This window comes from Nocardia niigatensis NBRC 100131 (genome assembly GCF_000308655.1).
Classification (GTDB): Bacteria; Actinomycetota; Actinomycetes; order Mycobacteriales; family Mycobacteriaceae; genus Nocardia; species Nocardia niigatensis.
Genome location: NZ_BAGC01000013.1, coordinates 21,744 through 42,635, shown reverse-complemented (window position 1 = coordinate 42,635; position 20,892 = coordinate 21,744). Strand labels below are relative to the sequence as shown.

General features: G+C 66.7%; 21 protein-coding genes. 2 read left to right on the top strand and 19 right to left on the bottom strand.

The window, feature by feature from the left end:
• Positions 1-243: 243 nt before the first annotated feature.
• From murA to ON33_RS05870, 4 genes are all read right to left on the bottom strand, one after another.
• Positions 244-1,506, bottom strand: a complete 1,263-nt coding sequence (gene murA, locus ON33_RS05885; protein WP_083868627.1) for a UDP-N-acetylglucosamine 1-carboxyvinyltransferase — start codon at positions 1,504-1,506, stop codon at positions 244-246.
• A 10-nt stretch (positions 1,507-1,516) separates the two neighbouring features.
• The gene (locus ON33_RS05880) at positions 1,517-2,110 is read right to left on the bottom strand and encodes a cob(I)yrinic acid a,c-diamide adenosyltransferase (RefSeq protein WP_040856096.1); all 594 of its coding nucleotides are present in this window, start codon (positions 2,108-2,110) and stop codon (positions 1,517-1,519) included.
• A 149-nt stretch (positions 2,111-2,259) separates the two neighbouring features.
• Positions 2,260-2,682, bottom strand: a complete 423-nt coding sequence (locus tag ON33_RS05875) for a DUF2550 domain-containing protein (RefSeq protein ID WP_040856125.1) — start codon at positions 2,680-2,682, stop codon at positions 2,260-2,262.
• A 440-nt stretch (positions 2,683-3,122) separates the two neighbouring features.
• On the bottom strand, positions 3,123-3,269 hold the full coding sequence (locus tag ON33_RS05870; RefSeq protein WP_157184419.1) for a hypothetical protein: 147 nt from the start codon (positions 3,267-3,269) through the stop codon (positions 3,123-3,125).
• A gap of 518 nt (positions 3,270-3,787) precedes the next feature.
• Here ON33_RS05870 and ON33_RS05865 point away from each other — a divergent pair.
• On the top strand, positions 3,788-4,879 hold the full coding sequence (locus ON33_RS05865; protein ID WP_040856091.1) for an NAD(P)-dependent alcohol dehydrogenase: 1,092 nt from the start codon (positions 3,788-3,790) through the stop codon (positions 4,877-4,879).
• A 115-nt stretch (positions 4,880-4,994) separates the two neighbouring features.
• Here the strand turns inward: ON33_RS05865 and ON33_RS05860 are convergent, their stop codons facing one another.
• The 11 genes from ON33_RS05860 to ON33_RS05810 all read right to left on the bottom strand — a co-directional run bounded on the left by ON33_RS05860 (position 4,995) and on the right by ON33_RS05810 (position 14,767).
• The gene (locus ON33_RS05860) at positions 4,995-5,375 is read right to left on the bottom strand and encodes a F0F1 ATP synthase subunit epsilon (protein ID WP_040856089.1); all 381 of its coding nucleotides are present in this window, start codon (positions 5,373-5,375) and stop codon (positions 4,995-4,997) included.
• 6 nt (positions 5,376-5,381) lie between these two features.
• Positions 5,382-6,812, bottom strand: a complete 1,431-nt coding sequence (gene atpD / locus ON33_RS05855; RefSeq protein WP_040856086.1) for a F0F1 ATP synthase subunit beta — start codon at positions 6,810-6,812, stop codon at positions 5,382-5,384.
• Between the two features lie 18 nt (positions 6,813-6,830).
• Entirely contained in the window at positions 6,831-7,802 is a 972-nt protein-coding gene (locus tag ON33_RS05850) for a F0F1 ATP synthase subunit gamma (RefSeq protein ID WP_040856083.1), read from the bottom strand.
• A gap of 56 nt (positions 7,803-7,858) precedes the next feature.
• Complete coding sequence (atpA, locus tag ON33_RS05845) at positions 7,859-9,496, bottom strand: F0F1 ATP synthase subunit alpha (RefSeq protein ID WP_040856081.1); 1,638 nt, start codon at positions 9,494-9,496, stop codon at positions 7,859-7,861.
• Between the two features lie 88 nt (positions 9,497-9,584).
• Positions 9,585-10,394 carry a F0F1 ATP synthase subunit delta gene (locus ON33_RS05840; RefSeq protein WP_040856078.1) on the bottom strand — a complete coding sequence of 270 codons (810 nt, stop codon included), beginning with the start codon at positions 10,392-10,394 and terminating at the stop codon, positions 9,585-9,587.
• Between the two features lie 19 nt (positions 10,395-10,413).
• Complete coding sequence (locus tag ON33_RS05835) at positions 10,414-10,965, bottom strand: F0F1 ATP synthase subunit B (protein ID WP_040856076.1); 552 nt, start codon at positions 10,963-10,965, stop codon at positions 10,414-10,416.
• A 26-nt stretch (positions 10,966-10,991) separates the two neighbouring features.
• Positions 10,992-11,237, bottom strand: coding sequence for an ATP synthase F0 subunit C (locus ON33_RS05830; protein ID WP_040856073.1), 246 nt, complete (start codon positions 11,235-11,237; stop codon positions 10,992-10,994).
• Between the two features lie 75 nt (positions 11,238-11,312).
• A complete protein-coding gene (atpB, locus tag ON33_RS05825; RefSeq protein WP_505790874.1) occupies positions 11,313-12,092 on the bottom strand; it encodes a F0F1 ATP synthase subunit A in 780 nt (259 codons plus the stop codon).
• Between the two features lie 362 nt (positions 12,093-12,454).
• Positions 12,455-12,892 (bottom strand): Cg1360 family ATP-synthase-associated protein, encoded by a 438-nt coding sequence (locus tag ON33_RS05820; RefSeq protein WP_174391485.1) that lies wholly within the window; start codon positions 12,890-12,892, stop codon positions 12,455-12,457.
• A gap of 2 nt (positions 12,893-12,894) precedes the next feature.
• The gene (locus ON33_RS05815) at positions 12,895-14,091 is read right to left on the bottom strand and encodes an MraY family glycosyltransferase (RefSeq protein WP_051151686.1); all 1,197 of its coding nucleotides are present in this window, start codon (positions 14,089-14,091) and stop codon (positions 12,895-12,897) included.
• Between the two features lie 10 nt (positions 14,092-14,101).
• On the bottom strand, positions 14,102-14,767 hold the full coding sequence (locus tag ON33_RS05810; RefSeq protein WP_040856116.1) for an L-threonylcarbamoyladenylate synthase: 666 nt from the start codon (positions 14,765-14,767) through the stop codon (positions 14,102-14,104).
• 90 nt (positions 14,768-14,857) lie between these two features.
• Here ON33_RS05810 and ON33_RS05805 point away from each other — a divergent pair, with 90 nt between their 5' ends.
• Complete coding sequence (locus ON33_RS05805; RefSeq protein WP_040856069.1) at positions 14,858-15,151, top strand: DUF427 domain-containing protein; 294 nt, start codon at positions 14,858-14,860, stop codon at positions 15,149-15,151.
• A gap of 10 nt (positions 15,152-15,161) precedes the next feature.
• Here ON33_RS05805 and prmC read toward each other — a convergent pair whose 3' ends face one another.
• From prmC to rho, 4 genes are all read right to left on the bottom strand, one after another.
• Positions 15,162-16,040: a peptide chain release factor N(5)-glutamine methyltransferase gene (gene prmC, locus ON33_RS05800; RefSeq protein WP_040856066.1), complete on the bottom strand. Its 879-nt coding sequence runs from the start codon at positions 16,038-16,040 to the stop codon at positions 15,162-15,164.
• Positions 16,041-16,250: 210 nt separating this feature from the next.
• On the bottom strand, positions 16,251-17,333 hold the full coding sequence (gene prfA / locus ON33_RS05795) for a peptide chain release factor 1 (RefSeq protein ID WP_040856064.1): 1,083 nt from the start codon (positions 17,331-17,333) through the stop codon (positions 16,251-16,253).
• 225 nt (positions 17,334-17,558) lie between these two features.
• Complete coding sequence (gene rpmE, locus ON33_RS05790) at positions 17,559-17,780, bottom strand: 50S ribosomal protein L31 (RefSeq protein WP_040856062.1); 222 nt, start codon at positions 17,778-17,780, stop codon at positions 17,559-17,561.
• An 880-nt stretch (positions 17,781-18,660) separates the two neighbouring features.
• Positions 18,661-20,586 carry a transcription termination factor Rho gene (gene rho / locus ON33_RS05785; RefSeq protein WP_040856061.1) on the bottom strand — a complete coding sequence of 642 codons (1,926 nt, stop codon included), beginning with the start codon at positions 20,584-20,586 and terminating at the stop codon, positions 18,661-18,663.
• Between the last annotated feature and the right edge of the window lie 306 nt (positions 20,587-20,892).

Sequence of the window (20,892 nt, the reverse complement as noted above, 5' to 3'; positions counted from 1 at the left end):
CACAATCTCCCGGGCTTTTAGTCCCGCTCGATCGTGAGGCAACTTTTACAGCTTAGCCCCGTCCGCACAGCAGAACCAAATCGGCTGGTTGGGGGGGAGCTAGTGTGATCATCAGGCGAAGCTCGTCTCACCGGAGTCGGTGTCCGTGTCGCTCTGACCTGGAATAAGTTACGTGTTGGTTGTTCTCATGTCAAATCGCCTGTTCAGGATGGGTTTTCGCGAACCCGCCCCGACACCGGTTGTTCAGTCCGCGGTTCCGACGCGTTCGATCTCGGCACCGAGCGAGCGCAGGTTCTCCACGAAATCCGGGTAGCCACGGTCGATGTGGAAGACATCGTGGACCTCGGTGACGCCGTCGGCGACCAGACCCGCGAGCACCAGACCCGCGCCGGCCCGAATGTCGGAGGACCACACCGGCGCCGATGACAGGCGCGGAATCCCGCGCACCACAGCGTGATGCCCGTCGGTGCGGGCGTCCGCACCCAGCCGGATCATCTCCTCGACGAAGCGAAAGCGCGCCTCGAAGATGTTCTCGGTGATCATCGAGGTGCCGTCCGCGATCGCGGCCAGGCCGATGGCCATGGGCTGCAGATCGGTGGGGAACCCGGGGAACGGCAGGGTCGAGAAGTTCACGGCGCGAGGGCGATCCGGCTGCACCACGCGAAAACCGTCCGGTTCGAACGAGATTCGCGCCCCCGCGGAGCGCAGCTTGTCCAGCACCAGTGACAGGTGCTTGGGGTTGATGCCCGTCACCCGCACGTCACCGGTGGTCATGGCGGCGGCGATGCCCCACGTCGCGGCGACGATGCGGTCACCGATCACCCGGTGGGTGGTGGGCGAGAGCTTGTCGACGCCCTCGATGGTCAGCACCGAGGTGCCGGCGCCGGAGATCTTCGCGCCCATGCGCGCCAGCATATTGCAGAGATCCACGATCTCCGGTTCGCGCGCGGCATTGTCGATAACCGTCTCGCCCTCGGCGAGGACCGCGGCCATCAGGATGTTCTCGGTCGCGCCCACCGACGGGAAGTCGAGACGGATCCGCGCGCCCTGCAGCTCCTCGGCACGCGCCACCAGGCAGCCGTGCTCGATCTCGGAGGTCGCGCCCAGCAGGCGCAGACCCGCCTGATGCATGTCCAGCGGACGGGAACCGATGGCGTCACCGCCCGGGAGCGCCACCACGGCCCGCTTGCATCGCGCCATCAGCGGACCCAGCACACACACCGAGGCGCGAAACTGGGTGACGGCCGGGAAGTCCGCGTGATACTTCGGTTCCGGCGGCGTCGCGATGGTCACGGTCTCGTGGTCGACGGTGACGTCACATCCGAGACCGCGCAGCACCTCGGCCATGAGCGGCACGTCGAGGATGTCCGGGCAGTTCGTGATGGTGGTCGTCCCCTCGGCCAGCAACGCGGCGGCCATCAGCTTGAGGACGCTGTTCTTCGCGCCGCCTACCGTGACCTCACCGACGAGCCTGCTGCCCCCGGTCACCAGAAACCGTTCACTCACGGGGGTCAGCCTAGTGGTCCTCTCTCGCGCTCGCGGCGTCTCCGCCCGGCCGCCAAAGTATGTCGCCGTCCGGATTGGCGACCCGGCCGAGAATGAACAGCAGGTCGGACAGGCGGTTGAGGTATTTGGCGGGGAGGACGTTCGTATCGTCCGGGTGCTCCTCGACGGCGGCCCAGGCCGAACGCTCGGCGCGTCGCGCGACCGTGCGGGCGGTGTGCAGCAGCGCGGCCAGTGCCGTGCCGCCGGGCAGGATGAACGAATTCAACGGCGCCAGAGGCGCATTGAACTCATCGCACCACTTCTCCAGGCGGTCGATATAGGCCTGGGTGATGCGCAGCGGCGGGTACTTGGGCTCCGGGACAACGGGGGTGGACAGGTCCGCGCCGGCGTCGAACAAATCGTTCTGTATGGAACGCAGCACACCGAGCATCCGCTCATCCGGCTGCCCGAGCGCGATGGCGACGCCCAGCGCGGCATTGGTTTCGTCACAGTCGGCGTAGGCGATCAGCCGCGGGTCGGTCTTGGCCACCCGCGAGAAGTCGCTCAACCCGGTGGTGCCGTCATCGCCGGTGCGGGTGTAGATCCGCGTCAAGTGAACGCTCACTGTCCCGCCTCTCCGCGCCTCTTGCCGACCTGTAGGAGCCACCTTAGTCGCGTCGCGGACCGGAGGACGGGTACGAGGCCGGGTTCTGGACGTTCCCGACGAGTTACCCCAGCCGTCACGAAATCACTTGTCACGCTGACATTCGCCTCTCACCCCGCGCGGCGGCGACGGATGCGCTCGGAGGGGCGGGATTCCACCCAGGACAGGAAGGCGGCCATGGCGCCGCGGTCGAGGGCCAGTTCGAAACTGTCGTCGCCGTCGGAGACCTGCACGATGACCTCGTCGGTCATGATGTCGTACTCGTCGTCCTGCGGGGTCCGGCGCGCGCCCACCTCGATGCCGAGCCGGCGCATGGTGGAATCCGGGCCGAGTTTGAGGCTGGAGAGTTTGTAGAAGAGGAGGGTGTCCTCGTCGTAGCGGATGAGGCCGTGCCGCCAGCCGCCGCCGTGCCCGCGCGCGGGCAGGACCCGCAGCAGCGCGGCCGTGCCCCCGCGGCGCAGCATCACCAGGCGATACGTCGAGGCCAGGGCCAGGCCGACCAGCAGCAACACCAGAATGATCAGAAGCCACATCCCGGTTTGCAATGCCGCTCCGTCCCTTCACATCCGCGTTGCTGTCGATCATCGACCGGCCAGTGGCCGGGCCCCGCTTTCGGTCGATATTAGCGACCGCGGAAAGGCGAAGTCCGGCCATCCACCGAATGTGACGTATGCGCTGATCAGCGGGGTGCAGGAGATATATCAACCCATAGTGGACGGTTCACCCCGAAACACCAGGTTGCCGATGTAGGTCGAGCTGTCGACCTCGACCGCCACGGACGAGCGCGCCTGGGCGTACCACCACAGCCGTCGACGGCGAAGGTCTCGTCGACCCGGCTGATACTGGCGTGCGTGCCGGGAACCTTGTTGTAGCGCTTGTGCGATTCCTGGCGGTAGTCGTCGGGCCGCTCCAGGCCGAGTATCAGGCGAGCCACCGCTAGCCCGAGCCGAGGGTGATTCCGGCGCCGAGGGACTTACTGGGGACGCCCGATGTCATTCCATTGCTGCTCGCCGGCGTTCTCGTTCGGAGAAAGAGTCCCGATGTCGATCTGGCTGCCGGCCACGTATCCGGGGCCGATCTTGATGGTTGCGGACGAGGCAGTCGGTCCCTCGAGGTCCACGCTGGCCACCGCGGTGGTCCAGACGTTGCATCGGATCGGCGTGTCCCCCATCGAACCGCTGATCTCGCACCCAGGAGGTGCGGCCGGCGCCGCTACGGCCGTGACATCGACCGGCTGGCCGGCTCGACTCCGTCGCTGGTCCTCTCGCACCCCTCCGGCGAGTCCATGCCGTTCGCGGCCAGTGAGCGCGAAATGATCGCCCGCTCAACGAGACTCGTGTGTCACGCCCGGGCCCTCGATGTACGCAATGTGCAACGTGAGGTAAAGCCGAGAATGCCGGAATTGCCGATATTTTGCGAGATGCTTCAGATCGCATCCAGATACCGGCGGACGCATTCAACCGCATCGAGGTAACCGGTATCACGGGCAAATCCCGGAGAACCCGAGATCGGCTCGCGCCTACCAGCTCCCGGCCCCAAGGTCCCACTACCCGACCCGCTGACCGGGATCCCCGATGGCCGTAAACTGGAACACGTTCTTATGCTCCGGACAATTGGGATGTCTTGGAAGGAGATTCCGTGGAAATTACCGCTGCGGTGGCCCGGGGAGCGGACGCGCCGTTCTCGATGGAGACCCTCACCCTGGAGGAACCGCGACCCGGCGAGGTGCTGGTGCGCATCGTCGCGACCGGGGTCTGCCACACCGACCTGGTCTCGAAGAGCGTGTTTCCCGCAGAGTTGCCGATCGTGCTCGGACACGAGGGCGCCGGGATCGTCGAGCAGATTGGCTCGGAGGTAACCGGAATCGAAGTCGGCGATCACGTTCTACTCACGTATGCCAGTTGCGGTACCTGCTCGCGATGCACGAACGGGCTGCCGCCCTATTGCGAGAATTTCGTCATTCTGAATACGTCCGGTGGTCGCGCCGATTTCACCTCACCGTTGAGCGCTGATGGTGAACGCGTCATGGGCGCCTTCTTCGGGCAGTCGAGTTTCGCCACCCACGCGCTGGTATCGGCGCGCAGTGTCGTGGTGGTCGACAAGTCGGTGGACCTGGTGGCCACCTCCCCCTTCGGCTGCGGCGTGCAGACCGGCGCGGGCGCGGTCGCCAATGTCATGAAGCCGGGCCCCGACGATTCCATCGCCATCTTCGGCGTAGGCGGCGTGGGCATGGCGGCACTCATGGCGGCCCGGGCCCTCGGCGCGGGAACCATTGTGGCCATTGACCTTTCCGCGGACCGCCTCGCGGTGGCCAAGGAGCTGGGCGCGGACGTCACCATCGACGGCTCGGCCGAGGACGTGGTGGCGCAGATCGTCGCCGCGACCGACGGCGGCGCGAACTTCGCCCTCGACACCACGGCCGTGAACGCCGTCATCGCCAAGGGCCTGGAAGCGCTGGCCCCCATGGGCACCCTGGTGCTCGTCGGCCTCGGTGAGGCCAGCATGGACTTCGAGATCGGGCACCTCACCGGCAACGGCAAGGCCGTACGCGGCTGCATCGAGGGCAGCGGCGATCCGCAGAAGTTCATTCCGCAGCTGCTGCGGTGGCATGCCGAGGGCAAGTTCCCGATCGAGAAGATCAGCAGGACCTACGCTTTCAGCGACATCGACACCGCGGTCGCGGATGCCCACCACGGCACCACGATCAAGCCGATCCTCACTTTTCAGTGAGAAGCGGCACGCGCGCCCGGCCGGTGCCCGGCGCGCGTGTGAAATCGGGGGCAGTGGCGAAACAGCGGCGGCCCCGGGGATTTCCCGGGGCCGCCGTCGTCGTTTCAGCGTCGAGCTAGTGCGCCGCGGCAGCCTTCTCGACCGCCCGCAGCTGGCCCTGTGCCTTGGCCAGCGCGGCCGGGCTCGCAGCCGGATCGGCGATGACGGCCTTGGCGGCCGCCTCGTCGACGTCGAAGGCGAATTCCGCGGACTCGGCCAGCACGCGCACCGAAGTGGCGGTGACCGAGAAGAACCCGCCGTGCACGGCCACGACGACCCGCTCGTTGTCGTCGGACACGATGGTCACGGTGCCGCCCTCGACCAGCTGGCCGAGCAGCGGCTCGTGGCCGGCGAGAATGCCGATCTCACCCTCCGTGGTCTGGGCCGAGACGAAGGACGCCCGGCCCGACCACAGCAGTCGCTCGACGGCGACCAGATCAACGGACATATCTGCCATGGGTGACTACTTCCCGGCGATCTTCTTCGCGGCAGCCTCGACGTCGTCCAGGCCACCGCAGGAGTTGAACGCCTGCTCGGGCAGGTGGTCGAACTCGCCCTTGCAGACCCGATCGAAGTCGTCGATGGTCTGCTCCAGCGGCACGACGGAACCCTCCTGGCCGGTGAACTTCTCGGCCACGATGAAGTTCTGGCCCAGGAACTTCTCCAGGCGACGGGCGCGACCGACGAGGACCTTGTCCTCTTCGGAGAGCTCGTCCATACCCAGAATCGCGATGATGTCCTGGAGTTCCTTGTACTTCTGCAGGATTCGCTTGACCTCGTTGGCCACCCGGAAGTGCCGCTCGCCGACAATCGAGGCCTCGAGGATTCGCGAGGTCGACGACAGCGGGTCGACGGCCGGGTAGATGCCCTTCTGCGAAATCGGACGCGAAAGCTCGGTGGTGGCGTCCAGGTGCGCGAAGGTGGTGGCCGGCGCGGGGTCGGTGTAGTCGTCCGCGGGCACGTAGATCGCCTGCATCGAGGTGATCGAGCGACCACGGGTCGAGGTGATGCGCTCCTGCAGCTGACCCATCTCGTCCGCCAGGGTCGGCTGGTAACCGACGGCCGAAGGCATACGACCCAGCAGGGTCGAGACCTCGGAACCGGCCTGGGTGAAGCGGAAGATGTTGTCGATGAACAGCAGAACGTCCTGGTTCTGCACGTCACGGAAGTACTCGGCCATGGTCAGGGCCGAGAGGGCGACGCGCATACGCGTGCCCGGCGGCTCGTCCATCTGGCCGAAGACGAGGGCGGTGTCCTGGAGGACGCCCATCTCTTCCATTTCGAGGTGGAGGTCGGTGCCCTCACGGGTGCGCTCACCGACGCCCGCGAACACGGACGTACCGGAGAACTCACGCGCGATACGGGTGATCATCTCCTGGATCAGAACGGTCTTGCCGACACCGGCACCACCGAACAGACCGATCTTGCCACCCTTCACGTACGGGGTGAGCAGGTCGATGACCTTGATGCCCGTCTCCAGGATCTCGGTCTTGCCCTCGAGCTGGTCGAAGGCGGGCGGCTGGCGGTGGATGCCCCACTGCTCGCCGTCGCGGCCCAGGCCGGGGGTGTCGAGGCAGTCGCCGAGCGCGTTGAACACGTGGCCCTTGACGACGTCACCGACGGGCACCGAGATCGGCTTGCCTGTGTCGCGCACCTCGGCGCCACGGATCAGACCATCGGTCGGCTGCATCGAGATGGTGCGAACGATGCTGTCGCCCAGGTGCTGGGCGACCTCGAGGGTCAGGGTCTTGGCCACGGACGCGAGCGCGATGTCCACGTTCAGGGCGTTGTACAGGTCGGGAATGGAACCGCGCGGGAACTCGACGTCCACGACGGGTCCGATGACGCGGGCGACACGGCCTGTGCCGACCCGGGTTTCAGTAGCTGCGGTCATTGGTTCTCTTCCTGGGCCTTAGTCGCGGTCCGAGCTCGACGCCAGCGCGTTGGCGCCACCGACGATTTCCGTGATTTCCTGCGTAATCTGTGCCTGGCGCAACGAGTTCGCGGTCCGGGTCAGCGAGTTGACCAGTTCCGTGGCGTTGTCCGTCGCGGCCTTCATGGCGGTGCGGCGCGCAGCCGACTCCGATGCCGCCGCCTCGAGCAGCGACGAGTAGATCCGGGTGTTGACGTACTTCGGCAGCAGCGCGCCCAGCAGGCGATCCGCGTCCGGCTCGAACTCGTACTGCGGCTTGACCTCCGCCGACTCGGAGTCGGTGAAGGAATCCGGGCCCATGTCGAAGTTCTCGTCCACGAACGTCACCTGGATCGGCGCCAGGCGGCGCACCTCCGGCTGCTGCGACAGCATCGACACGAAACGCGTGTAGACGATGTGCAGTTCGTCGACGCCGGCCATGGTGTCAACCCCGTTCGGGGCGGCCACCTCACCGTCGGATCCGGCCATGAACGCCTCGACCAGGTGGTTGCACGCGGCGGACGCGTCTACGTAGTTCGGCTGCTGCGAGAAGCCCAGCCACGAACCGTTCACGGTGCGACGGCGGAAGGTGTAGTAGGTCAGGCCCTTCGCGCCCATCACGTACAGCACCGGCTCCTTGCCCTCGGAGCGCAGCGTGGTCATGAGCTCCTCGGCGCGCTTGAGCACGTTGGAGTTGTAGCCACCGCACATACCGCGGTCGGAGGTGATGACCAGAACCGCTGCGCGGCGCGGGTTCTCACGCTCGCTGAGCAACGGGTGATTGAGATTCCCACTGGCGCTCGCCAATTCGGCGAGCACCTTGGTGATCTCCTCCGCGTACGGCTTGGCTGCGGCAACTCGGGCCTGCGCCTTGCTGATTCGCGAGGTGGCGATCAGTTCCTGGGCCTTGGTGATCTTCTTGATCGAGCTCACAGAACGAATGCGGGAGCGCAATTCGCGCACGCTTGCCATTAGCGGTTCACACTCCCTTCATTCGTCGATTCGGTCAGTCGCATTGCTGGTCTCGATTACTTCTCGACGTGCTTGCGGGTGACGGAAAGGGACTCGACCTCTTCGTGGTCCAGCTGGCCGGCCTCGGCCTCGACGACGCGGGTGCCGTCGGACGCCAGGAAGGTCTGCTTGAACTTGTCGGTCGCGGCCTTGATGGCGTCGGCGGCCTCGCCCTCGAGCACCTTGGCGCCGCCCTGCAGGGCGTCGAAGGAGGACTGCACGCTGGCGTGCAGGCTCTCCAGCAGCTCGGAGTTGAAGCGGCGGATGTCGCCGACCGGGACGGAGTCGTAGTAGCCGGCGTCGACCAGGTACAGCGAGACGACCTGGTCCTCAACGGAAACCGGGGCGTACTGGTCCTGCTTGAGCAGCTCGACCCAGCGCGCGCCACGCTCCAGCTGGGCCAGCGAGGCGGCGTCCAGGTCGGAGGCGAAGGCGGAGAACGCCTCGAGCTCACGGTAGGAGGCCAGCTCCAGACGCAGCGAACCGGAGACCTTCTTCATGGCCTTGGTCTGCGCGGCGCCACCGACTCGGGAGACGGAGATACCGACGTTGATGGCCGGGCGGACACCCTTGTTGAAGAGGTCCGACTCCAGGAAGACCTGGCCGTCGGTGATGGAGATGACGTTGGTCGGGATGAACGCCGAGACGTCGTTGGCCTTGGTCTCGATGATCGGCAGACCGGTCATCGAGCCCGCGCCCAGCTCGTCGGACAGCTTCGCGCAACGCTCCAGCAGACGCGAGTGCAGGTAGAAGACGTCACCCGGGTACGCCTCACGGCCCGGCGGGCGGCGCAGCAGCAGCGAGATGGCGCGGTAGGCCTCGGCCTGCTTCGACAGGTCGTCGAACACGATCAGGACGTGCTTGCCCTGGTACATCCAGTGCTGGCCGAGGGCCGAACCGGTGTACGGCGCCAGCCACTTGAAGCCGGCGGAGTCCGACGCGGGCGCCGCGACGATGGTGGTGTACTCCATCGCGCCGTGCGCCTCGAGCGCGGACTTCACACCCGCGATGGTGGAGCCCTTCTGGCCGATCGCGACGTAGATGCAGCGCACCTGCTTCGACGGATCGCCGGTGGCCCAGTTGGCCTTCTGGTTGATGATCGCGTCGATGCAGACCGCGGTCTTGCCGGTCTTGCGGTCGCCGATGATCAGCTGACGCTGGCCGCGGCCGATGGCGGTCAGGGCGTCGATGGCGGTGATGCCGGTGGCCATCGGCTCACCGACCGGCTGACGCTCCAGCACGGTGGCGGCCTGCAGCTCGAGCACGCGACGCTCGTCGGCCTCGATCTCGCCCAGGCCGTCGATCGGGGCGCCCAGCGGGTCGATGACGCGGCCCAGGAACTTGTCGCCCACGGGGACCGAGAGCACGTCGCCGGTACGGCGGACCTGCTGGCCCTCTTCGAGGGTGTCGAACTCACCCAGGACGACGGCACCGATCGCGGTGTCCTCCAGGTTCAGCGCCACGCCGAGGACGCCGCCCGGGAACTCCAGCAGCTCGTTGGCCATCGCGGACGGCAGGCCGCTGATGTGGGCGATACCGTCGCCGGTGTCGGTGACGACACCGACCTCTTCGATGGAGGTCTCGGGGGTGTAGCTCTGGGTGTAGCTCTCGATCGCGCTACGGATCTCATCGGGGGAGATCGTCAGCTCCGCCATGTTCTTCCTGCTCTCGCTGTGGTCTCGAATGTCGGTGTGTTAGTGCCCGCCGGCGAGCCGGCAGTGCTGCGCAGTTGGCGTGCTGTCTCTAAGCGAGAGACTGACGCAAGCGCTGGAGGCGGCCGACGGCGCTGCCGTCGATCAGGTCGTCGCCGACGCGCACGACGACGCCGGCCAGCAGGCTCGGGTCCTCCTGCACGTGCACCGTGACGGGCTTGTCGTAGATGCGCTGCAGCGAAACAGCCAGGTGCTCGCGCTGCTGCGGCGTCAGGGCCACCGCGGCACGGACGTGCGCCACGATCTGCTCCCGAAGCGAAGCCGCCAGGTCGGACAGCTCGTCGATGGCCGTACCGGCATCGCCCTTGTGGCGCAGCACGGCCTGCTCGACCAGCTGCAGGGTGATTTCCTCGACCTTGCCCGCAAGCAGACGCTGCACCAGGGCACGCTTGGCTTCCGCCGGCTTGCCGTGGTCCTGCAGCGCCTGCTCCAGGTCCGGGTTGTCGTCGATGATCCGGGCCAGCCGGAACAGCTCGTCCTCGACCGCGTTCAGGCGGCCACGCTCGTCCGCGGCGCGCAGCAGCGCTTCACGGCCGAGCAGGACCAGCGTGTCGACCAAATCCCGGGCGCGCGACCAGTCCTGGGCCACGGCCGTGGTCAGCACGGCCAGCGTGGTTCCGCTGATCTTGCCGCCGAAGACGCGTTCGGCCAGCTCGGCGCGTGCCGAGCTCGACACCGACTTATCCGCGAGCGCCACACGCAGCGAACGCTGGTCGTCGAGGACGGCGACAACGGCGAACAGTTCCGACCCCGTAGTAGCCGCGACGGTGTCGCTACCGGTCAGAGCGGCCCGAAGAGCTTCCCGCGCACGGGAACTCGCCTCGCGGCTCGCTGCGTACATGCTTCCCACTTTCGCGTCGTTACCTTCCGACCCCGATGCCGGCGTTCGCGTCCAGTTCCGCGAGGAACCGGTCGATCGACGCCGCCTGCTTGGCCTCGTCGGCCACCGACTGACCGATGATCTTCTCGGCCAGGTCGACCGCGGTACGGCCCAGCTCGGACCGCAGCTCGGTCACGATCTGCTGGCGCTGAGCCTCCAGCTGCGAGTGACCGGCGGCCACGATGCGGTCGGCCTCGGCCTGCGCATCGGTACGCATCTGCGACAGGATGGCCGCACCCTGGGTGCGGGCTTCCTCACGGATACGGGCAGCCTCGAGGCGAGCCTCGGCCAGCTGCTCCTGGTACTGCTGCAGGGTGGCCTGCGCCTCGGCCTGCACGGCCTCGGCCTTGGCGATACCGCCCTCGATCTTCTCGGAACGCTCGTCCAGCACCTTGGTCAGGCGCGGCACGACGTACTTGGCGAAGACAAAGGCGATAACGATGAAGACGATCGCAGACCAGACAATGTCATAGGTCTTCGGGACGAGGGGGTTGATGTCCTCCTCGGCCGCGAGCAAGTAAATGCTGTTCATCGTTGATTCCTAGTCTTTTGCCGGAATCAGAAAATGAAGCCGGCGACGAGACCGATCAGCGCCAGGGCCTCGGTGAACGCGATACCCAGGAACATGTTGGTCCGGATGGTGCCCTGCAGCTCGGGCTGACGGGCAATGCCCTCGATGGCCTTACCGACGACGATGCCAACACCGATGCCGGGGCCGATCGCAGCGAGGCCGTAACCGATGGCGCCGAAGCCCTTGGACTTGGACTCGGCAACTTCAGCAGCCAGGTACGAGAGGGTGCTCATGTGTGTTTCATTCCCTTTCTGTCGCCCACCCGCCGGGCGGCGTGGAAGGCAGGTTTGTGATGTTGGTGCGGTCGGTCAGTGAGAGTCGGCGTGCTGCGCCAGACCGATGTAGACAGCGGTCAGCAGCGCGAACACATACGCCTGCAGGAAAACCACCAGCAGCTCGAAGAGGGTGAAGCCGAAGCCCGCGAGCAGCGAGAACGGCGAGAACACCTTCATCCAGGAGACGGCATCGAACAGGAAGAACTGGGTGGCACTGAAGAACAGCACCAACATGATGTGGCCTGCCAGCATGTTCGCCATGAGACGGACGGTCAGCGTGAACGGGCGCAGCACGAAGGTCGAGATGAACTCGATCGGGATCAGCAGCACGTGCAGCGCGGCCGGAACATTCGGCACCACGATGGACGAGCGCATGTACTTCAGGAAGCCGTACTTCTTGATGCCCACGTAGTTGAAGGTGACGTAGGCGACGACCGCCAGCACCAGGGGCATGCCGATTCGCGCGTTCGACGAGATGTTCAGGCCCGGAATGACACCCGAGACGTTCAGGAACAGCACGGTGAAGAAGATCGACGCGATCAGCGGGAAGAATTTCTTGCCGGTTTCCTTGCCGAGCACCTCGTCGCAGATCTGCTCCTTGACGAACACCAGACCGGATTCGGCGACATTCTGCAGTCCGCGCGGAACCAGCTGCGGCCGACGGAAAGCGGCGAACATCACGGCCAGGAGAACGACCGACATGAGGATGCGAATCAGCATCAGACGGTCGAGCTCGAAAGGCGTCCCCTCGAACAGCACTGCTGGAGGGAAGAAGTCGTTGAGTGACGGCGCGTGGAACTCGCCCGCCAAAATGGTGACGCTCAGCGTTCTCTCCCGTGGTCGGCCGCAGGAGATAGTATTCTCCCGCGGTTCGATCGGACATTGACGATCTGGTGGGTCGACTCAGGTCGGCTCGAAGTTCGTCAGCAGCTGTGGCATCACGCCCTGGCGTCTGTACGCGCGTCGGCGACATCGTCGACGGTGCAGAACCGTGACCCGACAGGGTCCGGTACGGCTGTAAGCATAACCTGCTCTCGGGCGAGTCTCGGAGGACCCCCCTGTTGATTCGGTTGGCTACAGGTAAAGAGTTTATCAAGTTATCTACGACAATGCGTAGGGGGTCGCCGAAACGCGTGATGAACGGTGTTTCACGAGGTCGCCGCGGGGATCCCGGGCTACAGGTCGCGGTCCACCTGCACGGTCGGAACCCGTTGGCGCAGAAGGCCGTACGTCTCCGCGCCCAGCACGATGAGCAGCGCGCCGACCACGGTGAAGAACAGGGCGCCGCGGCTGTAGAAGTCGTATTGCTGGAGCACTGCGACGACGATCACTGCCAGCAGCAGCTTTCCGACCCAACTGCCGAGCAGCACGATGCCCTGCAGGCCGGATTCGATCTTCGCGCTGAACAACACCGAGGCGGCGGTGGTGAGGATGAAGGCGCCGCCCAGTGCGGCGCCGATCAACGCGCCCCACAGGCCGGGCAGGCCCGCGAAGACGGTCGAGAGGATGGCCGAAACCACAACCAGCACAGCCAAACCGGCGATGCCATAGCGCAGTGCCGCGCGCAGCGGGGCGTCCGGACCGGGAACGGAAGGCGTGCTCACGGTCAGCAACTCTACCCGGCGGCGTTCTCGCGATCGCGGGGCGGTTTGCGGACGGAGTTGATCTTCAGTTCCCGCCACGACGGCACCGCGGTGACGATCAGCGCGAAAACCAGTCCGGCGGCGAACAGCAGCACCACCATGCGCCGATCCGAGATCAGCGAGGTACCGACAGCGCCGAATGCGAGCACGCTCACCCACAGATAGATCACCAGCACAACGCGGCGCTGCGAATGCCCGATCTGCAGCAAACGGTGATGCAGATGCATTTTGTCCGGAGTGGAGAAACTCACACCTGCGCGAACCCGGCGGACCACCGCCAGAACAAGATCGAGTACCGGAATGAACATCACCGCACCGACCAGCAACAACGGCGACAGCAGACCCACGATGTCGCGCGGGCCGTAACCCTGCAGCGGAATTCGACCGGAAGCGCCCGTGGACACCGCGGCCAGCATCAATCCGATGAGCATGGATCCGGTATCACCCATGAAAATGCGGGCCGGAGAAAAATTGTGCGGCAGAAATCCCAGGCACGCGCCGGCCAGCGCGGCGGCCAGCAACGCCGGCGGATAGGTATCGGTGGAACCGCCCACCTCATAGAGCAAACCCACGGTGAACACGAAAACCGCGACCGCCGCGATGAAACCGAGTCCCGCGGCCAAACCGTCCAGGCCGTCGACGAAATTCATGGCGTTCACGACCGTCACCGTGATTCCCACGGTCACCAGACCGCCCTGCAGCGGGTCGAGCACCACGGTCTCGTTGGTGAAGGGGTTGTAGATGGCCACCCAGCTCAGGCCCATCACCGCCATCACGCCCGCCGCTGTGATCTGGCCCACCAGCTTGGTCAGCCAGTCCAGGCCCCAGCGGTCGTCGATGATGCCGACCAGCACGATGAGCGTGGCGGCGGCCAATACCGCGGGAATGTCCTTGGGATAGTCGAATCCTCGGCGCAACGCCGGCAGCTGGTGCGCGAACAGCACGGCCGCCAGCAGGCCCAGATAGATGGCCAACCCGCCCATGCGCGGAATCGGCTTCACATGCACATCGCGCTCACGCGGGATGGCCACCGCGCCGAAAGCGATGGCCAGCACCCGGATTCCACCGGTGGTCAGGTAGGCGATGACCGTGGCGACGAGCAGCACCAGCAGCAGCTCCCGCAGCGGGACGACCGCGCCCTGGCTGAATACGCCCTGACTCAGCAGCATTTAACGGCCGTCACCGCGCGCCCGCCTGACGGAGCTCCTCGGGCGACATGCCGAGCACCTCCGCGATCTTCTCGATCGGCACCGCGCCCTCGCGCAGGATGCGCGGGGTGTCGGCGGTCAGATCGACGATGGTGGACGCCACCGCGTGATCGGCCGGGCCGCCGTCGAGATACACCCCGACCAGATCGCCCAGCTGCGCCTGCGCCTCGGCGACCGTGGTGGCGGGCGGCTGCCCGGACACGTTCGCGCTCGACACCGCCAGCGGGCCCACCTCGCGCAGCAGCTCCAGCGCGACCGGATGCAGCGGCATACGCAGCATCACCGTGCCGCGCGCGTCGCCCAGATCCCAGGCCAGCGAAGGAGCCTGCTGCACAACCAGACTCAGCCCGCCCGGCCAGAAGGCGCGGATCAGCTCGCGAGCCTGCGGGCGCACCGAGAAGACCAGTCCGTCGATGGTGGTCCACGATCCGACCAGCACCGGCACCGGCATGTCCCGGCCGCGCCGCTTGGCGGCCAGCAGCGCGCTCACCGCCTGGCTGTCGAACGCGTCGGCGGCGAGTCCGTAGAGCGTGTCGGTGGGAATGACGGCCAATCGCCCGGACTTCAGCGTGCTGCGCGCGGCGCTCAGACCGGCGGCGCGGGAGTCGGGATCGGCACAGTCGTAGACGGTACTCACGGCTGACATCTTGGCACGGATCAACTCGCGAACGCGTTCAGGGGCGGCCGGACGAACGTAGGCTCGGGGGCGACGAAGGAGGCACGAATCATGATGCGTGCGATCTGGAACGGAACGGTCATCGCCGAGGCCCCGCAGACCGTGGAGGTCGAGGGCAATCAGTATTTCCCGGTGGATTCGCTGAAGCGGGAGTACTTCACCGAGAGCTCGCAGCACACCGTGTGCCCGTGGAAGGGCATCGCGAGCTACTACACCATCACCGTCGACGGGAAGCAGAATCCGGACGCGGCCTGGTACTACCCCAGGCCGAGTCCGCCGGCCCGCAAGATCAAGGACCACGTGGCGTTCTGGCACGGCGTGGAGATCGAGGGCAGCCCCGAATAGCGGGACGCCCTCAGTCCGCGGTGCGGCGGGCCACCACGAAACGTGGCTTGCCGGCCAGGTCGGGATGCTCGACGATGTCCGTGAAGCCGCCGTGCGCGGTGAAGAGGTCGACGACGCCCGAACCGTTGGTGTCGTCGTGTTCGACTGCCACCGTGCCGTTTTCGCGTAGCAGGCGGGCGATGGTGGCGGTCATGGGGCGGATGACGGACAGGCCGTCGGGTCCGCCGAAGAGCGCCCGGTGCGGGTCGTGGTCGATCACCTCGGGATCGAGTTCGGCATCCTCGGGAATGTAGGGCGGGTTGGAGACCACCACATCCACCCGGCCGTTCAATTTCTCGAGGATGGCCGGGTCGGTGACGTCACCGGCGTGCAGGTCGATCGGGGTATCACCCTCGTCGGCCAGTTGCAGCGCGTTGCGGCGGGCCCAGGCCAGGGCCTCGGGATCCAGTTCGACAGCGTGCACCTGTACATCGGGGCGGGCGTGCGCGATGGCCAAGGCCAGCGCGCCGGAACCCGTGCACAGGTCGACCACGATCGGCTGATGCTCGTGACCGACCGCCTCGAGCTGAGCCAGCGCCCAGGCGAAGAGCAACTCCGTCTCCGGACGCGGGACGAAAACGCCGGGACCGACCGCGAGATCGATCTCCCCCATCGCCGCGATGCCCGTAAGATGCTGCAGCGGAACGCGTTCCGCCCGCCGCGCGACCAGCTTGCGGTACTCCTCCAGCTGGTCGGGGGTGAGCATGGGCATGAGGGCCAGGCGCCCGCGGTCGACGCCCAGCACATGTGCCGCAAGGTATTCCGCGTCGGCCTGCGGACTGTGGACCCCGGCCGCGGCCAGGATCTCGACGGCCTCCCGGATGGCCGGGCGCAACGGTGCACGACTCACGGTTCGCAGCCTTTCACTCCCCCGCCTCTCCGAGCCTTCAGCGGACGGCCAAGAGCCGTCGACCGTCATGCATCCGCGCCGACGGTCGCGTGCCGAACCGATTCTGGACGTACCCGAGGAGTTACCCCGGGCGCGACGAAATCAGTTGTCACGTTGGGAGACGATACTGGCCGCCGAGCGCTGACCGTGATGATATGCCGGTTACTCCGCTTATTCCGCGGCCAGGCGGGCGGCGCGGTCGGCTTCGCCCAGGGCGTTGAACAGGTCATCGAGGTTGCCGTCCAGCACCGAGTCCAGGTTGTGCGCTTTGAAACCGATGCGGTGATCGGCGATGCGGTTCTCCGGGAAGTTGTAGGTGCGGATGCGCTCGGAGCGGTCGACCGTGCGGATCTGCGAGGCGCGGCCGGCGGCGGCGTCCGCGTCGGCCTGCTCCTCGGCGAGCGCCTGCAACCGGGCCGCGAGCACCTGCTTGGCGCGAATCTTGTTCTGCAGCTGCGACCGCTCGTTCTGGCAGGTCACCACGAGCCCGGTGGGCAGGTGGGTGATGCGCACGGCCGAGTCGGTGGTGTTGACGCCCTGACCGCCCTTGCCGGAGGAGCGGTAGACGTCGATGCGCAGGTCCTTCTCGTCGATCTCGACTTCCTCGACCTCGTCCGGCTCCGGATAGACCAGCACGCCCGCGGCCGAAGTGTGAATGCGCCCTTGGGATTCGGTGACCGGCACGCGCTGCACCCGGTGCACGCCGCCCTCGAACTTGAGCTTGGACCACACACCGTCGCGGGTGGGCTCCTTGCTCTTGATGGAGAAGCTGGCGTCCTTGTACCCGTCCAGATCGGAGTACGTGACGCCGAGCACCTCGACCTTCCAGCCGTGCCGCTCCGCGTACCGGATGTACATGCGGGCCAGATCGGAGGCGAACAGCGCCGACTCCTCGCCGCCCTCACCGGATTTCACCTCGAGGATGACGTCGTCGCCGTCGTGCGGGTCGCGCGGCGCGAGCAGGTCGGTGAGCTGCTTGTCCAGCTCCTCCATCTGCTCCTGCAGCCCCGGGACCTCGGCCGCGAAGGACGCGTCGTCGGCGGCCAGCTCCTCGGCGGCGGCCAGATCCTCGCGCGTGGTCTTCAGCTTGTTGTAGGTGGCCATGATCGGGCCGAGCTCGGCGAAACGCTTACCCACGCGCCGTGCCGCTCCGGGATCGTTGTGCAGCGCCGGGTCTGCGAGCTGAGTTTCGAGACCCGCGTACTCAGCCAGGATGTCGTCGATCGCGGACGGGGCCGCCTGCTTGTCGGCCATGGCGTGTGAGCTCCTTGAACTTTGAGCTGAGTATTCAGCAAGAGCGGAACCGCCCACGGTTCGCGGCCCGGCTCGATTCTGGACTGACGGAGCGGGGAAGCGAAGCGGAGGAGCGGAGGAGGGAAGAATCGAGCTCGCAGGGCCGCGAACCCGCCGGAGCGAAGCGGAGGCAATTAAACGCCAACGCCCGGCCTGCGGTGCGCAGGACGGGCGTCGGCGGGACAGCTACTTGGCAGCCTTGTCGCGCTTGCCGTAGCGAGCCTCGAAGCGAGCCACGCGGCCACCGGTGTCCAGAATCTTCTGCTTGCCCGTGTAGAACGGGTGGCACTGGGAGCAGACCTCGACCGTGATCTGGCCCGACTCCTTGGTGCTCTTGGTCTGGAAGGTGTTGCCGCAGCCGCACACGACCGTGGTGTCCACGTACGTGGGGTGAATTCCTGCCTTCATGGATGTCCTTTCGAAAGGCTCCGGGTCGCCTGGCGATGCGAGACGTGAACCGGAACCGACTAGGCATGGTTGCCGACGGAACAGTATATGCGCCGCGGGCGGGTGGCCGTCACGAGGGGTGACACCGTCCTGAACAGGCGGTTGGACCCGTTTGTTCCCGCCGTTCGCCCATAAAACTACGGGCACGCATATTTCGTGTATTCGAGTGAGGCTGGAAGTCGAGTAGCTCGCTACTCAGGAATACGAACATTCATGTTCATAGAGTTCGTCCAGGTGAGAGCGACCATCGGAAGGGCAACAGTGACCAGGAAGGACGCGACGATCGGGGACCTGTCCCCCGTCACCGTGCACGCCGAGGCCGGGAGGGCGGACCGGCGGCGTGCGGAGCTCGTCGCGGGGGCGGTCCTGGTCACACTGACGCTTCTGGCGGTAGCGGGTTGGTGGATGGCTCCCGGAGAGTCCGGCAACGCGGTGGGACCCCTGAATCCGACCCCCATCCCGCCCCGGGGGGACGCCACCCTCACCTACACAGCGGTCACGGCAGCGGACGTGTCCGGTACCGTGACCGCGCTCATTCTCGGCTTCATGATCGCCGGCGGCGCGCTGATCGGACTGTTCTTCTACAGCCCGCGCCCGGTCCCGAGAAGACCGGAGGCCTTGCCGGAACGACGGCGGCGGCTCCGCAGAAGCGGAGCCCCAGTACCGCCTCCCGGCATATTCAGCGGGCGGCTACGTGCCACCGAGCTCCCAACCCGCGCCACCGGTCTCGTAGCTCCGCGAGTTCCGTACGTACCCGACGAGTTACCCCGATCGGCACGAAATCACTTGTTACCCTTGCGAAACGAGAAAGGGGGCTCCGCACTGCGGAGCCCCCTTTTCACTATTCGTCGAGCGCGCCCGGGGCGGTCTTGGAGACCGTCATCAGGAACTCGACATTGCTCTTGGTCTTCTTCAACCGGTCGACCAGCAGGTCGATGGCCTGGTGCGAGTCCAGGCCGGAGAGCACTCGGCGCAGCTTGTGCAGGACCGCGGCCTCGTCGGGCGACATCAGCAGATCGTCGCGGCGGGTGCCGGACGGGTTGACGTCGACCGCCGGGAACACGCGGCGCTCGGCGATCTTGCGGTCGAGCTTGAGCTCGGCGTTACCCGTGCCCTTGAACTCCTCGAAGATGACCGTGTCACCGGTGGAACCGGTCTCCACCATCGCGGTGGCGATGATGGTGAGCGAGCCGCCGTTCTCGATATTGCGGGCCGCGCCGAGGAACCGCTTGGGCGGGTACAGCGCGGTGGAATCCACACCACCGGAAAGGATTCGGCCCGAGGCCGGGGACGAGTTGTTGTACGCACGGCCCAATCGGGTGATCGAGTCGAGCAGCACGACGACGTCCTGGCCCTGCTCCACCAGGCGCTTGGCCCGCTCGATGGCGAGCTCGGCGACCGAGGTGTGGTCGCTCGGCGGCCGGTCGAAGGTCGAGGCGATGACCTCGCCGCGCACGGAGCGCTGCATGTCGGTCACTTCCTCGGGACGCTCGTCCACCAGCACCACCATCAGGTAGCACTCGGGGTTGTTGACCGAGATCGCGTTCGCGATGTCCTGCATGATCGTGGTCTTACCGGCCTTGGGCGGCGACACGATCAACGCGCGCTGACCCTTACCGATCGGCATGATCAGGTCGATGATGCGGGTGGTCAGCTTGTTGGGCTGGGTCTCCAGCCGCAGGCGCTGGTTCGGGTACAGCGGGGTCAGCTTGTTGAATTCCGGTCGGCGCTTGGCACTTTCGACGTCCGCGCCGTTGACCGTGTCCAACCGCACCAGCGGATCGAACTTCTGCCGCTGGTTGCTCTGATCGCCGTCCCGCGGCGCGCGGACCGCGCCGGTGATGGCGTCACCGCGGCGCAGGCCGTTCTTGCGGACCAGGTTCATCGAGACGTACACGTCGTTCGGGCCGGCCAGGTAGCCCGAGGTGCGGACGAACGCGTAGTTGTCGAGCACGTCGAGAATGCCGGCGACCGGCTGCAGGACGTCGTCCTCGCGGATCTCCATCTCGCGGGCCTCGCCACCGGTGGCGCCACCCTCGCGGTCCCGCCCGCGACGACGCTCACGGAAGCGACGGCCCCGGCGACCGCGGCCGCCTTCCTCGTCGTCACCGCCGCGGTCGTCACGCTGGCCACCGCGACCGGCGCCGTTCTGGCTCTGCTGGTTGCGGTCACCCTGGTTGCCGCGCTCACCCTGGTTACCGCGATCCCGGCGGCGCTCGCCGCCGTCCTGCTCAACCTTGTCGGCGGCCGGAGCCTCGGCGGTGGTCTCGGCGGTGGCGGCGCCACGCTGCTCACGACCCCGACGCTGGCGGCCGCGGCCGCGCTGGCCACCGTCCCGGCTGTCGTCGCCGCCCTCGGCGCGGGCGTTCTCGCCCTCCTCGCGCTTGGATTCGCGAGTCTCCGAAGCGTTTTGGCGCGGCTCGTCGTTCTTGCGCGGCTCGGCGTCGGTCTTGCGCGACTCGACCTTGTCCGCGCGCCCGGCCTTCGCCTCCGCCTTCACCTCGGCCGCGGCCGGAGCGGGATCGGCAGCCGCAGCGGCCTTCTTCACCTCGCGAGCGGGGGCCGACGCGGACTCCCCGCCGGTCTGCGCGTCCTCGGCCTTGGCCTTCGCGTTCCGCGTGGGCTTGCCGCCGGCGGCAGCGGCGACGGGCTTGGCGCCCCCGGCCTGGTTCTCCTTGATAGCGGCGATGAGATCACCCTTACGCATCCCGGAAGTGCCTCGGATACCGAGCTCTCCCGCAAGCGCACGCAACTGCGGCAACAACATTCCAGTCAGCCCCGATCGTGCGACGTCAGTTTGTTCGCTCATCTTCGAAATCTGTCCGGAGTCACTTTCGCGGCTACCCGAGGACGCTGAATCGCTATCCATCCCGGGTGTCGCGAGCAGGTCCGTATCTGTCACGGAAATCCTTTCCTTCCCTCGACCGCCGTGTGCCTGTTCGAGGGTTCCTCCTGCAGTCCGGTCTCGTGCCGAACTCGGATGCCGTATCGCCTGTCCCGCCGGGCCGGTGGGGGCACCACCACGTGGGCTCCACCACCGAATGCTGATGCTTCGGACCGCAAGGTGGGAGAG

Coding starts and splice junctions, on each gene's coding strand:
- ON33_RS05875 (WP_040856125.1), bottom strand. CDS start 2,682: ATGTGGCTTCTGATCATTCTGGTGTTGCTGCTGGTCGGCCTGGCCCTG.
- ON33_RS05815 (WP_051151686.1), bottom strand. CDS start 14,091: ATGCTGCTGAGTCAGGGCGTATTCAGCCAGGGCGCGGTCGTCCCGCTG.
- atpA (WP_040856081.1), bottom strand. CDS start 9,496: ATGGCGGAGCTGACGATCTCCCCCGATGAGATCCGTAGCGCGATCGAG.
- prfA (WP_040856064.1), bottom strand. CDS start 17,333: ATGGCCGACAAGCAGGCGGCCCCGTCCGCGATCGACGACATCCTGGCT.
- ON33_RS05860 (WP_040856089.1), bottom strand. CDS start 5,375: ATGGCAGATATGTCCGTTGATCTGGTCGCCGTCGAGCGACTGCTGTGG.
- rho (WP_040856061.1), bottom strand. CDS start 20,586: ATGTTGTTGCCGCAGTTGCGTGCGCTTGCGGGAGAGCTCGGTATCCGA.
- ON33_RS05840 (WP_040856078.1), bottom strand. CDS start 10,394: ATGTACGCAGCGAGCCGCGAGGCGAGTTCCCGTGCGCGGGAAGCTCTT.
- ON33_RS05835 (WP_040856076.1), bottom strand. CDS start 10,965: ATGAACAGCATTTACTTGCTCGCGGCCGAGGAGGACATCAACCCCCTC.
- ON33_RS05805 (WP_040856069.1), top strand. CDS start 14,858: ATGATGCGTGCGATCTGGAACGGAACGGTCATCGCCGAGGCCCCGCAG.
- ON33_RS05830 (WP_040856073.1), bottom strand. CDS start 11,237: ATGAGCACCCTCTCGTACCTGGCTGCTGAAGTTGCCGAGTCCAAGTCC.
- atpD (WP_040856086.1), bottom strand. CDS start 6,812: ATGACCGCAGCTACTGAAACCCGGGTCGGCACAGGCCGTGTCGCCCGC.
- rpmE (WP_040856062.1), bottom strand. CDS start 17,780: ATGAAGGCAGGAATTCACCCCACGTACGTGGACACCACGGTCGTGTGC.
- ON33_RS05850 (WP_040856083.1), bottom strand. CDS start 7,802: ATGGCAAGCGTGCGCGAATTGCGCTCCCGCATTCGTTCTGTGAGCTCG.